Genomic DNA, 13,496 nt, shown 5'->3' on the forward strand with positions numbered 1-13,496 from the left:
CCTACACGCCCGGCGTGCGTAAATCTTCCTTGCCACCGTTTTTTGCTGCCGCATCCTGGACAGCGATCACACTTCCCTAATACTCACTACAGGCTCCCTGAAAAGGATGGCGAAAATGCCACACCAATACTGTATTGCCGACTATCTGTTGGATCGTCTCGCCGGGTGTGGCGTTAAACACCTGTTTGGCGTGCCAGGCGACTATAATCTGCTGTTTCTCGATAACGTTATCGCCCACCCGCATATCACCTGGGTGGGCTGCGCCAATGAACTTAACGGCGCCTATGCTGCCGATGGCTACGCGCGCTGTAACGGCATCGGTGCGCTGCTTACCACCTACGGCGTCGGCGAGCTCAGCGCGATCAACGCCATCGCGGGCAGTTACGCCGAAGCGGTGCCAGTGCTCCATGTGGTTGGCGCGCCCTGTCAGTCGGCGCAGCGTAAAGGCGAAGTGTTGCACCACACGCTCGGCGACGGCGATTTTCACCACTTTATGCGTATCGCAAAAGAGGTGACCGCCGCCCAGGGCTGGCTCACGCCCGCCAACGCCTGTAGCGAAATCGACCGCGTTATCGCGGAAATGTTGCGAACCCGCCGCCCGGGTTATCTCGTCTTACCGACCGATGTGGCAAGCGCCCCTGCCACCCCGCCTGTAAACGCTCTCACTGTGCCCAGGCCGCAGGCCGACGACGCCCAGCTCGCCGCGTTTCGCGAGGCGGCGCAGGCGCGGTTCGCGAGAAGCGACCGCGTGGCGCTGCTGGCGGATTTTCTGGCGCAGCGCTTTGGTGTGCAAAAGGCGCTACACCAGTGGCTGGATGACACGCCGATGCCGCACAGTTCGCTGCTGATGGGCAAGGGCGTGCTGGATGAAACCAAACCCGGCTTTACCGGCACCTACAGCGGCGCGGCAAGCTCTCCGGCGGTCTGCCGGGCGATTGAAGACGCTGATTTGGTTATCTGCGTTGGCGTGCAGTTTTCCGACACCATTACCGCCGGTTTTACCCAGCGTCTGACGCGCGAGCAGACTATCGACGTACAGCCCTGGGCGACGAGAGTCGGCGATCGCTGGTTCAGCGGTATCGCGATGGACCAGGCGGTCGCTATTCTGCATGACATTGCAAAACGCCGCAGCGCGCGCCTGCCGCTTCCGGAGGCCAGGCCATCTGCCGCCACGCCGCCGGTCTCCGGCATGCTCAATCAGAATAACTTCTGGCCGCTGATTGAGGCGTTTCTGCAACCTGGCGATATCCTCGTGGTCGATCAGGGAACCGCGGCGTTCGGCGCCGCCGCGCTGCGTCTGCCTGCCGGGTGTGATTTCCTGGTACAGCCACTCTGGGGTTCGATAGGCTACGCCTTACCCGCCGCGTTCGGCGCGCAGACCGCCTGCCCAAACCGCCGCGTGGTGCTTATTACGGGCGACGGCGCGGCGCAGCTGTCGATTCAGGAGCTCGGATCGATGCTGCGCGATGGTCAGGCGCCGGTCGTTATCGTGCTCAATAACGACGGCTATACGGTAGAGCGCGCCATTCACGGCGCGACGCAGCGCTATAACGACATCGCCCCGTGGCAGTGGACGCAACTGCCGCACGCGCTGCACGCCGACAGCCAGGCGCAAAGCTGGCGGGTGAGCGACACCGCGCAACTGCGGGACGTGCTCGCGCGTCTCGCGCGGCCCGAAAGGTTGTCGCTGATTGAGGTCATGCTGCCGCGCGACGATGTGCCGCCGCTGCTCGGCGCGGTCAGCCGGGCGCTGGAGGCGCGTAACGGCGCGAAGGAGGAATAACCGCCTTCGGGTACAGAAGATGCTGAAACGTGCAAGGTAATCTGTGATGTAAGTCTCTAAACCCGGGGCACTTATGCTATGGTCATTGTTGTTCTGGCGCCGGGAATTTAGAGTGTGCCGAGATTATTTTGAATTAAGCGGAGCAGCAACAGAATGACCAAATATGCTTTGGTGGGAGACGTGGGCGGCACCAACGCACGCTTAGCGCTGTGCGACGTCGACAGCGGCGAGATACTCAAGGCCAAAACCTATTCCGGCCTTGATTATCCGAGCCTGGAAGCGGTGGTGCGGGTGTATCTGGATGAACATAACGCCACGGTCACGGATGGCTGTATCGCCATTGCCTGCCCGATCACCGGCGACTGGGTGGCGATGACCAACCACGTCTGGGCGTTTTCTATCGCCGAAATGAAAAAAAACCTCGGCTTCGATCATCTGGAAATTATTAACGATTTTACCGCCGTTTCGATGGCTATCCCGATGCTCAAAACCGAACACCTCATCCAGTTCGGCGGCGGCGAGGCGCAGCCGAATAAACCGATCGCCGTCTACGGCGCAGGAACCGGCCTTGGCGTCGCGCATCTCGTGCACGTTGATAAGCGCTGGGTGAGCCTGCCGGGCGAGGGGGGCCACGTCGATTTCGCGCCCAACAGCGAAGAAGAAGCGATTATCCTTGAGCAGTTGCGCGCTGAAGTTGGCCATGTCTCCGCCGAGCGCGTGCTTTCCGGTCCGGGGCTTGTGAATCTCTACCGCGCGATTGTCAAAGCCGACGGCCGTCTGCCGGACAACCTGCGCCCGAAAGACATCACCGAACGCGCGCTTGATGACAGCTGCACCGACTGCCGTCGCGCGCTGTCGCTCTTCTGCGTCATCATGGGGCGTTTCGGCGGCAACCTCGCGCTGACGCTCGGCACCTTTGGCGGCGTCTATATCGCAGGCGGCATCGTGCCGCGCTTCCTGGATTTCTTCACGGCCAGCGGTTTTCGCGGCGGGTTTGAAGACAAAGGCCGCTTTAAAGCTTACGTTCAGGATATCCCGGTTTATCTCATCGTTCACGACCAGCCGGGCCTGCTGGGCGCCGGCGCGCATCTGCGCCAGACGCTGGGGCAGATCCTCTGACGAAAAAGGCGCCGCAAGGCGCCTTTTTGTTATCTCTCACAACCGCATCAGCTGGCGGAATTCTTTGACCCGGCTGCGGCTCACCGGCACCTGAAAATCGAGATCGCGCAGGCGCAAAATGTAGGTGTTATTAAACCACGGCTCGATTTCGCGGATTTTATTCAGGTTAACGCAGTACGAGCGGTGGCAGCGGAAGAAATGCGCCTCCGGCAGACGGCTGCAAAACTCGGTGATGTTCATCGGCATCACATACGCTTCTTTGCGCGTGTAGACAAACGTCATCTTCTCGTGCGCTTCGGCATAATAGATATCGTTGATATCGGTCACGATAATCCGCTCATCCTTGATGAGATTAATCGTCGCGTTTTCGCGACCCGCCGGCACGGCAGCATGCGGCGCGCTCTGCTGCGCAAAGGCGGCCTCCAGCTTTTGCAGCATGCCGATAATGCGCGATTCCTGATACGGTTTCAGAATATAGTCAAAGGCTTCCAGTTCAAACGCCTCCACCGCATGTTCTTTCCAGGCGGTGATAAACACGATAAACGGTTTACGGGCGAATTTACTGATGTTCTGCGCCAGTAGCACGCCGTCCAGTGACGGAATATTGATATCCAGAAAAATGGCGTCCACATCGTGCTGCTGGAGATATTTCAGCACATCCAGTCCGTCTTCAAAGGTGGCGACCACCTCCATCTGGCTGTGGGTTTTAATCAGCCAGCTCAGCTCCTGCTGCGCGAGGATTTCATCCTCAACGATAATGACTTTCATCGTAATTTCTCTCTACAACAGTACGGCGGCGTTGGGGCGCGGCGGCTGGTTCGGCACGTAAAAGGCTATCTCCGTGCCGGGCTCAAGGCGACGAATATGCAACCCTTCGCCATACAGCAGCTTCACGCGGTGATGCACGTTGATAAGCCCGATTTTATTAACCGGCATGTCGTTAGTATCCAGCTGATCGACAATCTGCGGGTCGATGCCGTGGCCGGTGTCACGCACCGCTATCCGCACCCGGCTGCCGCTCTGGGCGATACTTATCGTCACCACACCTTTGCCGCGGCACGGCTGAATACCGTGCACGATGGCGTTCTCCACCAGCGGCTGGATAAGCAGGCTGGCGACGCGGCAGTTCACCTCTTCGTCAATATCATAAATCACCGTCAGCTTGTCGCCGAAACGCGCCTGTTCAATCGCGATGTAATCTTTAATCTGATACAGCTCTTTCTTGATATCGATCTGCTCGTCATCTTTCAGTTCAATGTTGTAGCGCAGATAGCGCGAGAGATTAAAAATCAGCTGGCGCGCGGTGTCCGGATTAAGGCGAATGGAAGAGGAAATCGCATTCAGCGCGTTAAACAGGAAGTGCGGGTTGATTTTGCTCTGCAGGGCGCGCAGCTCGGCTTTGTTCGCCATCTCGCGCAGCTGCTCGGCGCGCGACACTTCAAGCTGGGTAGAGATAATCTGCGACAGGCCAATGGCCATCTCCTGCAATGATGATGTTATCTGGTGCGCGTGGCAGTAGTAGATTTTCAGCGTTCCGGTGACGACGCCTTTCTCCCACAGGGGGATCACGAGCATCGAATGGATCTCCGGCGTGCGGTGCGCCTCGTCGTTGTTTTTGATGATTATCTTGCCGTAGTGTATCGCCTGCTGGGTGGTCGGGCTCAGAGCGTCGTTGTTGTCCTGATAGTTATGCTCGCCCACGCCGACATAGGCCTGCACGCTCTCGGTGTTGGTAATGGCGACCGCGTCGGCATTGATATCCCGGCGGATAATGTCGCACACCTGGCGCAGCGACTCGCTGTTTACATGGCGAAACAGCGGCAGCGTCTTGTTGGCGATATCCAGCGCCAGCTTGGCCTGACGCGCGGCGCTGGCCTCTTTTTCCCCCTCGACGCTGCGCACCAGCAGCACGATAAGCCCGATAGAAACGGTGCCTAAAATCATCGGCACGCCGATTTTCGATACGATATCCAGCCCCAGCGTCGTGGTTGGCGCCCAGACGACGACCAGAATCATGGTCAGCGTTTCACACAGCATCCCGCCAATGATCCCGGCCCGCCAGTGCTGCGCTTTCGGCACGCGACGGCTGATGAGGCCCGACAGCCCGCCGGCGACGATGCTGGTGATAAAACAAGGGATCGCGGTAATGCCGCCAATATCAATCAGGTAGCGGTGCAGCCCGGCGATAACCCCCGTGATAAGCCCCACCCACGGGCCGAAGAGAATACCGCCGGACATCACGGCGATAATGCGTACGTTGACCAGCGATCCCTCTACCGGCACGCCGGACCAGGTGCTGAACAGCGCGAACAGTGAAAAGATCGCGGTCACCGCCAGCAGCTCTTTGGGCGTGTGCGCGCTTTTGTGCAGCAGCTCCCGGAACAGACGCAGGCGAATCAGGAAAAAGAGGCAAATCAGCATTAGCGCCGCGCGGTCGAAGACCGCCAGCAGCATGTCGAAAATCTCGTGCACGGAAAATCCGGATGTCTGGCAGGAAAGAGAACATGATAGAAAACCTGGCGGCCCTTGACCAGCCGCCAGGATTTGCCGGTTACGCGCCTTTGAGTTGTTCGCGCCCGGCAGGCGTCAGCGCAGCCTCGGTGGCGCGACCGCTGAAATCTACCTCAAAGTCATCCGGGGCGAAGTCTGGCGGGGAGCGGCCCTCCACAAACGCGGGCCACTGGCGCTTCAGATAGGCGTCGTTCTTCTCACACCACGGGGCGGCGGCGATATACATCACATTGCTGTCGAACTCGCCCTGATGTTCATTTTCTACCGCATGGATAACATCGCAGTGCCAGAAGACGGTGTCGCCCGGGGCCATGTCCGGAATTGAGGAAATCCCAGTCAGTAAAAGGGGATGCCAGCGTTCGTTAATGGAGAGCGCGCGGCCTGGCTTTGCGTCGCACAGCGAATCTTCCGGCACATCATCCTGCAGGGCGCGCAGCAGAATATAGGCCATCGCATTGGCGACCGGCAGCAGCGTCAGCGTGCCGCCGTGTTTGCGCTGTTCGGAAAGCGCGGTCCAGCCCTGAAACGTGCGGAACATGGAGCAGACGGCGGGCGAGGGAATTTCGCGCGCCTCGACGCGCCCTTCGGCGTCAAAGGGGTTGTAGCGCTGCCACTCGCCGCTGAACACGTGACGGTAGACGTGACGGAAGTTTTCATCAAGCCAGCGCTCCACCGAGCCGCCATCGACGTGGGGCGACAGCCCGAGTGACGACGAGCGCGGCGGGCGACGGCGAGTGCGGTCAGCGTAGGTCACCACGCGGTCCGGGTCGAAGTGCTGTTTGCCGTGGCTTTCGGTTTGCCAGAGATTGTTAAGAAACACCTGGGCGGCTTTCATACGCGCATCCTGGCGCGCCTCTACCTGCGGCTTCGACCAGTAAATGCCGTAAATTTGCGGCTTACTGTCGGCAAGCGTGCCGAAATAGTTGTCTTCTGCCGCATTTTTGAGTTTTTCAACGAAATCGTTGCGCTCCAGGTAATCGCCCACTTCCTGGTTCCAGACGCGCGCCTGCGATTCCGGGAATACGCCTTTAATCACGCAGCAGCCGCGCTCCCGGATGCGCGCTTTTTGCGCCTCGCTGACGCGGCCATTCAGGATATCGTCGGCCTGGATCTGCGGCACCGGGTTTTCGCCGCGCGCGGTTTCGCTCTGGATGGTTGCAATCTGGCGCTGAATATCCGCTTCAAGCTCAGCGAACACAGCCTGATAGTTCGGCAGCGCCTGGCGCAACTGCTGCTTCATTTCACGGATAGCGGCGGGAATATCGGTAATTTGCAGGGTCATTTCGCTTACTCCAGCTGTCGGGAACAGGGGTTATTGTTTTGTTGCATCAAAGTTAATATAACCATGCTTCATCAAATAAAACAGGGTTGTCTTTCAAATGAAAGTTCCCGTTTTTTATTCCGTACACTTTTTTTCACCTGGCCCCTCGACAGCAGAAAATTTTCCAGGCTATGTTCTTAGAGCCGCAACAGCGGCAGCGTCGCTCGGACGGTCCGGGCGCTTACGTCACTTCGAGGAACCTATGGCTGATTTCAGTCCCAAACGCCGTTTTTCGCGTATCGAACGTCTTCCCCCTTACGTTTTCAATATCACTGCTGAACTGAAGATGGCTGCGCGTCGGCGCGGCGAAGATATTATCGACTTCAGTATGGGCAACCCCGACGGCCCGACGCCGCCGCATATCGTTGAAAAACTCTGCACCGTGGCCCAGCGCCCGGACACGCACGGCTACTCCACCTCCCGCGGCATTCCGCGTCTGCGCCGCGCCATTTCGCGCTGGTATCAGGAGCGCTACGAGGTGGATATCGACCCGGAAACTGAAGCCATCGTCACCATTGGCTCCAAAGAAGGGCTGGCGCACCTGATGCTCGCCACGCTCGATCACGGCGACACGGTGCTGGTGCCAAACCCGAGTTACCCGATTCACATTTACGGCGCGGTCATTGCAGGCGCGCAGGTGCGCTCAGTGCCGCTGGTTGAGGGCGTCGATTTCTTCAATGAACTGGAGCGCGCTATCCGCGAAAGCTACCCGAAGCCGAAAATGATGATCCTCGGTTTCCCGTCTAACCCGACGTCGCAGTGTGTGGAGCTTGAGTTTTTTGAGAAAGTCGTGGCGCTGGCGAAGCGTTATGACGTGCTGGTGGTACACGATCTCGCCTACGCCGATATCGTCTACGACGGCTGGAAAGCGCCGTCGATCATGCAGGTGCCGGGCGCGCGCGACGTGGCGGTGGAGTTCTTCACGCTCTCCAAAAGTTACAATATGGCGGGCTGGCGCATCGGTTTTATGGTGGGTAATCAGGAGCTGGTCAGCGCGCTGGCGCGGATCAAAAGCTACCACGACTACGGCACGTTCACGCCGTTACAGGTGGCGGCGATCGCCGCGCTGGAAGGGGATCAGCAGTGCGTGCGCGATATCGCAGAGCAGTACAAGCGCCGTCGTGACGTGCTGGTAAAAGGGTTGCACGAGGCGGGATGGATGGTGGAGTGCCCCAAGGCCTCGATGTATGTCTGGGCGAAGATCCCGCAGCCGTATGCCGCGATGGGCTCGCTGGAATTTGCGAAAAAGCTGCTGCAGGACGCGAAAGTCTGCGTGTCGCCAGGCATCGGGTTCGGCGACTACGGCGACACCCATGTGCGTTTTGCCCTGATTGAAAACCGCGATCGCATCCGCCAGGCGGTTCGCGGTATTAAAGCGATGTTCAGGGCGGATGGACTGTTGCCGGCGGGTACAAAACACGCCACGGCGCAGGACGCCGAATAAAAAACAGGAGCCGCTGGCTCCTGTTTTTTTACTCAGGTGTTTTACTAAATCATCAGGGCAAACGTGCCGGCCCACAACAGTAAAATCACCGATACGCCCATAAAGAAATATTTCACGTTACATCGCTCCGCATGCCTGAAAGCACGCCTGAATCAATACGCAAGGTCACAGTATAGAGAGATGAAGCCGCAGCCTGAGCACTTTGGGACTATTCCCCATTCTGGCTGCCGCTCCTCAGGAGTCGTGTGGCGTAAATCACGCCAGCGGGCGCTAATGTAAACCTTTCTCTCAGGCGTGACAAGCGACGCGCCAAAGCCCGGGAAGAATTTTTTTCAGGGTGAAATTTTCCTTAAAAAACAATTAAAAATAAATAAATGACGGTAACTAATTCCAGATTCCAGGTGGTTGCCCGCCGTGCCGTTTACCGGGAAGCTTAGGGTTCATCACAACGGGAGCGCGTATGAAAATCAGCAAGGCGAATGCGGAACATTATCTGTGGGGCGGCGACTGTGACGGCTGGCATCTGGTGAAAAGCCCGGGACTTAGCGTGATCCACGAGCGTATGCCCGGCGGGCGCGCCGAGCAGCGGCACTATCACGAGCAGTCGCGACAGTGTTTTTTCGTGCTGCGCGGGGAACTCACGATGGAGCTGAACGGCGAACGCATAACGCTTTTACCTGGCGAAGCGATAGAGATTGCGCCGCTGGCGCCGCATCAGGCGCGCAACGACGCGCAGCACGAGGTGGAGTTTCTGGTTATCTCCCAGCCGACCACGCGGGGCGACCGGGTCAATCTTACAACCAGCCCGAGCGCTTAAGCTTCCAGTAGAGCAGATAACAGACCGCGATGGTGCCGCCTATCGTCGCGGGATAGCCGAACGCCGAGCGGATCTCCGGCATATTTTCGAAGTTCATGCCGTACATACTGAAAATCACCGTCGGCACCACCAGAATTGCCCCCCAGCCCGCGAGCTTTTTCACCACTTCGTTCTGCTGCACTGTCACCAGCGCAAGATTTACGTGCATGGCGCTGGTGAGCATCTCGCGCATATCTTCGGCGTCCATCACCACATGGTGAGCGTGATCCTGCACGTCACGCAGGTACGGGCGCAGCGCCTTCGGCACAATATCCTCATGCAGGCGGATGAGCTGGTTGCAAATTTCATCCACCGGCAGCGCGGCGTTGCGGATAGCCAGCAACTGGCGGCGCAGCGTATAGACCTGTTGCACCGCCTGCTTATCAAACTCGGTGCGGAACATCGTGTTTTCCATCTCGCCGATGCGGCTGGTGAGCGAAGAGGTGATTTCCAGATAGTTATCGACGATAAAATCGAGCAGGCAGTAGAGCGCATAACCCGGCCCGAGCGCCAGCATTTCCGGCTTTTCTTCGGCTCGGGCGCGAATGGGCGCGTAACTTTCTGAGGCGCCGTGACGTACCGTTATCAGGAAATTTTTACCGATAAACAGGTGCGTTTCACCAAATTCAATCTGCTCTTGCGGGTTCATCCAGGCGGTTTTCACCACCATAAATAATGACTCGCCGTACTGCTCGATTTTCGGGCGCTGATGCGCGGTGAGGGCGTCTTCGATGGCGAGTTCGTGCAGCCCGAACTCCTGCTGAATAATGTGCATGAACGGCGCGTCGGGCTGCCACAGCCCAAGCCAGATAAACGCCTCAGGATCTTCGATAGCCTCGCTGATATCTTCGAGGTTAATCACTTCCGGCGCCTTATCGCGGCGGTAGACCATGCTGTTAACAATCATTTTTCTCATCCCTGCGGTATCGCTTATCGGGTAACTATAAACAGCGTGGGCGCAGGCTTCCTCTTTTTCGCGGGAATTCAGGCAATTCTGGCGCGCTAAAACATCTCTACCAGACGACGTACCGAGGGCGAACGTTCAAATTTACGCCACGCCAGCGCGATATCGGTTTTCAGCGTCTGGTCGCTCAGGCGGTGAAACGTCACTTGCGGATGCGCGATGCACTGCATTGACACCGGCACCAGCGCAAAGCCGAAACCTGCCGCGACCATACTAAGCGACGACGAGAGCTGCGATGCCTGCTGGCTGTCGGCGGGCGCGAGGCCTGCGCGCAGGCAGGCGTTAAATACCAGTTCATACAGCCCCGGCGCCACTTCGCGCGGAAACAGCACCAGCGGCGTGCCGGCCAGTTCACTGAGCGCCAGCTCATCACGCGCGCTCAGCGGATGGTTTTGGTGCAACGCCGCCACCATCGGTTCTTCGTCAATGAGGCGCAGGTTAAACGCTTTGCTGCTCTCGCAGGGCAGGCGGACAAACGCGGCATCCAGCAATCCCTCCTGTAAGTCATGCATCAGCGCGGCCATATTGGCCTCCTGTTGCAGCAGCGTAATAGCCGGATAGCGCTGCTGAAACTCGCGCAGCAGCGAGAACACGCGCGAGTGAAAGGCATTGGAGCTACTGATGCCGACGGAGAGCGAGCCATTAACGCCGCGGGCGATGCCGCGCGTTTTCTCCAGCGCCGCATCGCTTAGCGCCAGAATTTGACAGGCGTCCTGATAAAAGGCTTCCCCCGCTTCGGTCAGCTCCACGCCGCGCGTCAGGCGACGCAGCAGCGGCGTGCCCACTTCACGTTCGAGTCGCTGGATCTGCTGGCTGAGCGGTGGCTGGGAAATCCCCAGTAATTCAGCGGCCCGCGTAAAGTGCCGCGTCTGGGCTACCGCCACGAAATAACGCAAATAACGAAGTTCCATATCAAAAACGTCTCAAACCGGGATGCTTTCTATATTGGAACCGCACGCTGAATCGGGTCAACATTTGATTAATCTTTCTTACGGAATATGAGTGAGGATTAGTGCAATGAGCCATGCAACCGATTGTTCTTGCGAGGAAAGCTTGCTGGAAACTGTGCGGGCGCTGCGGGATAAAGATACAGAATGTGTGATATATCAAACATCCATGATGAGCGCCTTACTGAGCGGCGTTTACGAAGGAAACACCACCATCGCGGATCTTCTGACTAAAGGCGATTTTGGCCTCGGCACCTTTAACGAACTCGACGGCGAACTGATCGCCTTCAGCCATGAAGTGCATCAGCTGCGCGCCGACGGCAGCGCCCGCGAGGCGCAGCCCGATCAGAAAACGCCGTTCGCCGTCATGACATGGTTTAAGCCGCACTATCGCCAGCGTTTCGACCGGCCGATGAGCCGCCAGCAAATTCATGACGTCATTGACCGGCAGGTGCCGTCCGACAACGTCTTCTGCGCGCTGCGCATCGACGGGCATTTCCGCCATGCCCACACCCGTACTGTGCCGCGCCAGACGCCGCCGTATCGCGCCATGACCGATGTGCTCGATGACCAGCCGGTGTTCCGCTTCGACGGGCGCGACGGCGTGCTGGTGGGCTTTCGCACGCCGCAGCATATGCAGGGCATCAACGTTGCGGGTTACCACGAACACTTCATTACGGACGACCGCCAGGGCGGCGGGCATCTGCTCGATTACCAGCTTGAGCACGGCGTGCTCACCTTTGGCGAGATCCACAAGCTGATGATCGACCTGCCGTCAGACCCGGCGTTTCTTAACGCCAATCTGCATCCCGACAATCTCGATGCCGCCATCCGTTCGGTTGAAAACTAACAGTCTGAAAGGGGAAAAATCATGGACAACGAAAACCGGGTGCGCCAGTGGGCGCACGGCGCCGACATGGTGGTCGGCCAGCTTGAAGCCCAGGGCGTAAAACAGGTCTTCGGCATTCCCGGCGCGAAAATCGATAAGGTCTTCGACTCCCTGCTGGATTCCACTATCCAGATTATCCCGGTGCGCCACGAGGCCAATGCGGCGTTTATGGCCGCTGCCGTCGGGCGCATCACGGGCAAAGCGGGCGTGGCGCTGGTCACCTCGGGGCCGGGGTGCAGCAATCTCATTACCGGCATGGCGACCGCCAACAGTGAAGGCGACCCGGTGGTCGCGCTCGGCGGGGCCGTGCGCCGCGCCGATAAAGCGCGCCAGGTGCATCAGAGCATGGATACCGTGGCAATGTTCAGCCCGGTAACCAAATACGCGGTCGAGGTTTCCTCCTCCGACGCCATCGCGGAAGTGGTTTCCAACGCTTTTCGCGTGGCGGAGCATGGCCGTCCGGGCAGCGCTTTTGTCAGCCTGCCGCAGGATATCGTCGACTTGCCTGCGACAGGCAACATTCTGCCCGCGGGCAAAGCGCCGCAGTTCGGCCCGGCGCCGGACGCGGCGATAGACCACGTCGCCGGGCTTATTCGTAACGCCAAAAACCCGGTGATCCTGCTGGGGCTGATGGCGAGCCAGCCGGAGAACAGCCGCGCGCTGCACCGTCTGCTGGAGAAAAGCCATATTCCGGTCACCAGCACCTACCAGGCGGCGGGCGCGGTGAATCAGGAGCACTTCACCCGCTTTGCGGGCCGAGTCGGGCTGTTTAATAACCAGGCGGGCGACCGGCTGCTGCATCTGGCGGATCTTATTATCTGTATCGGCTACAGCCCGGTGGAATATGAGCCCGCGATGTGGAACAGCGGCAAGGCGACGCTGGTGCATATCGATGTGCTGCCTGCCTATGAAGAGAGCCACTATTCGCCGGAAATCGAACTGGTGGGCGATATCGCCGGCACGCTGGAAAAACTTGCCGGGCGCATCGCGCAGCCGCTGGTATTGAGCGACCGGGCGTCAGAAATTCTCATCGATCGCCAGAACCAGCGCGAGCTGCTGGCGCGCCGGGGGGCGCAGCTTAACCAGTTCGCGCTGCATCCGCTGCGGATCGTGCGCGCCATGCAGGACATCATCAACAGCGACGTGACGCTGACGGTCGATATGGGCAGTTTCCATATCTGGATTGCGCGCTATCTCTACAGCTTCCGTGCGCGTCAGGTGATGATCTCCAACGGTCAGCAGACGATGGGCGTGGCGCTGCCCTGGGCCATCGGCGCCTGGCTGGTGGAGCCGGGCCGTAAAGTGGTGTCGGTGTCCGGCGACGGCGGGTTCCTGCAATCGAGCATGGAGCTTGAAACCGCCGTGCGTCTCAAAGCCAACGTGCTGCACATCATCTGGGTGGACAACGCCTACAACATGGTGGCTATCCAGGAAGAGAAAAAATATCAGCGGCTCTCCGGCGTTAACTTCGGGCCAGTGGATTTCAAAGCCTATGCAGAGGCTTTCGGCGCCGCCGGGTTCGCGGTGGAAAGCGCCGAGGCGCTGGAGCCGACGCTGCGCGCCGCGATGGATGTCGACGGGCCGGCGGTGGTCGCCGTTCCGGTCGACTACAGCGATAACCCGCTGCTGATGGGACAGCTCCATCTCAGCCAGATTCTCTGA

Annotated in this window: 11 protein-coding genes; 6 read left to right on the forward strand and 5 right to left on the reverse strand. The window is 59.0% G+C overall.

What is annotated here, in order from left to right; all coding sequences use genetic code 11:
• The first annotated feature begins 115 nt into the window (after window positions 1–115).
• Both BJP61_RS07055 and glk read left to right on the forward strand, forming a co-directional pair.
• Window positions 116–1,783, forward strand: a complete 1,668-nt coding sequence (locus BJP61_RS07055; RefSeq protein WP_171998051.1) for a thiamine pyrophosphate-binding protein — start codon at window positions 116–118, stop codon at window positions 1,781–1,783.
• A 153-nt stretch (window positions 1,784–1,936) separates the two neighbouring features.
• Window positions 1,937–2,902: a glucokinase gene (gene glk / locus BJP61_RS07060; protein WP_007715738.1), complete on the forward strand. Its 966-nt coding sequence runs from the start codon at window positions 1,937–1,939 to the stop codon at window positions 2,900–2,902.
• A gap of 36 nt (window positions 2,903–2,938) precedes the next feature.
• Here glk and BJP61_RS07065 read toward each other — a convergent pair whose 3' ends face one another.
• From BJP61_RS07065 to BJP61_RS07075, 3 genes are all read right to left on the reverse strand, one after another.
• A complete protein-coding gene (locus BJP61_RS07065) occupies window positions 2,939–3,670 on the reverse strand; it encodes a LytTR family DNA-binding domain-containing protein (RefSeq protein WP_171998052.1) in 732 nt (243 codons plus the stop codon).
• A gap of 12 nt (window positions 3,671–3,682) precedes the next feature.
• Complete coding sequence (locus BJP61_RS07070) at window positions 3,683–5,374, reverse strand: sensor histidine kinase (RefSeq protein ID WP_038861406.1); 1,692 nt, start codon at window positions 5,372–5,374, stop codon at window positions 3,683–3,685.
• Window positions 5,375–5,453: 79 nt separating this feature from the next.
• On the reverse strand, window positions 5,454–6,695 hold the full coding sequence (locus tag BJP61_RS07075; protein WP_171998053.1) for a DUF1479 domain-containing protein: 1,242 nt from the start codon (window positions 6,693–6,695) through the stop codon (window positions 5,454–5,456).
• A 241-nt stretch (window positions 6,696–6,936) separates the two neighbouring features.
• Between BJP61_RS07075 and alaC the strand changes: the two genes are divergently transcribed.
• Window positions 6,937–8,178, forward strand: coding sequence for an alanine transaminase (alaC, locus tag BJP61_RS07080; protein ID WP_038861411.1), 1,242 nt, complete (start codon window positions 6,937–6,939; stop codon window positions 8,176–8,178).
• A 460-nt stretch (window positions 8,179–8,638) separates the two neighbouring features.
• Window positions 8,639–8,995 carry a cupin domain-containing protein gene (locus BJP61_RS07090; RefSeq protein WP_038861413.1) on the forward strand — a complete coding sequence of 119 codons (357 nt, stop codon included), beginning with the start codon at window positions 8,639–8,641 and terminating at the stop codon, window positions 8,993–8,995.
• On the opposite strand, the gene BJP61_RS07095 is transcribed toward BJP61_RS07090, so the two are convergent.
• Window positions 8,973–9,941, reverse strand: coding sequence for a magnesium and cobalt transport protein CorA (locus tag BJP61_RS07095; protein ID WP_075193027.1), 969 nt, complete (start codon window positions 9,939–9,941; stop codon window positions 8,973–8,975). The two genes, BJP61_RS07090 and BJP61_RS07095, sit on opposite strands and share 23 nt — an antisense overlap.
• A 95-nt stretch (window positions 9,942–10,036) precedes the next feature.
• The gene (locus BJP61_RS07100) at window positions 10,037–10,909 is read right to left on the reverse strand and encodes a LysR family transcriptional regulator (protein ID WP_038861418.1); all 873 of its coding nucleotides are present in this window, start codon (window positions 10,907–10,909) and stop codon (window positions 10,037–10,039) included.
• Between the two features lie 106 nt (window positions 10,910–11,015).
• On the opposite strand from BJP61_RS07100, the gene budA reads away from it, so the two are divergent.
• Together budA and alsS are read left to right on the forward strand one after the other, a co-directional pair.
• On the forward strand, window positions 11,016–11,795 hold the full coding sequence (gene budA, locus BJP61_RS07105; protein WP_032968336.1) for an acetolactate decarboxylase: 780 nt from the start codon (window positions 11,016–11,018) through the stop codon (window positions 11,793–11,795).
• Between the two features lie 21 nt (window positions 11,796–11,816).
• Window positions 11,817–13,496 (forward strand): acetolactate synthase AlsS, encoded by a 1,680-nt coding sequence (alsS, locus tag BJP61_RS07110; RefSeq protein ID WP_161578902.1) that lies wholly within the window; start codon window positions 11,817–11,819, stop codon window positions 13,494–13,496.

The sequence above is a fragment of the Cronobacter sp. JZ38 genome, from assembly GCF_008932145.1.
In the GTDB taxonomy this organism is placed as follows: Bacteria; Pseudomonadota; Gammaproteobacteria; order Enterobacterales; family Enterobacteriaceae; genus Cronobacter; species Cronobacter muytjensii.

Coding starts and splice junctions, on each gene's coding strand:
- BJP61_RS07055 (WP_171998051.1), top strand. CDS start 116: ATGCCACACCAATACTGTATTGCCGACTATCTGTTGGATCGTCTCGCC.
- glk (WP_007715738.1), top strand. CDS start 1,937: ATGACCAAATATGCTTTGGTGGGAGACGTGGGCGGCACCAACGCACGC.
- BJP61_RS07065 (WP_171998052.1), bottom strand. CDS start 3,670: ATGAAAGTCATTATCGTTGAGGATGAAATCCTCGCGCAGCAGGAGCTG.
- BJP61_RS07075 (WP_171998053.1), bottom strand. CDS start 6,695: ATGACCCTGCAAATTACCGATATTCCCGCCGCTATCCGTGAAATGAAG.
- alaC (WP_038861411.1), top strand. CDS start 6,937: ATGGCTGATTTCAGTCCCAAACGCCGTTTTTCGCGTATCGAACGTCTT.
- BJP61_RS07090 (WP_038861413.1), top strand. CDS start 8,639: ATGAAAATCAGCAAGGCGAATGCGGAACATTATCTGTGGGGCGGCGAC.
- BJP61_RS07095 (WP_075193027.1), bottom strand. CDS start 9,941: ATGATTGTTAACAGCATGGTCTACCGCCGCGATAAGGCGCCGGAAGTG.
- BJP61_RS07100 (WP_038861418.1), bottom strand. CDS start 10,909: ATGGAACTTCGTTATTTGCGTTATTTCGTGGCGGTAGCCCAGACGCGG.
- budA (WP_032968336.1), top strand. CDS start 11,016: ATGAGCCATGCAACCGATTGTTCTTGCGAGGAAAGCTTGCTGGAAACT.
- alsS (WP_161578902.1), top strand. CDS start 11,817: ATGGACAACGAAAACCGGGTGCGCCAGTGGGCGCACGGCGCCGACATG.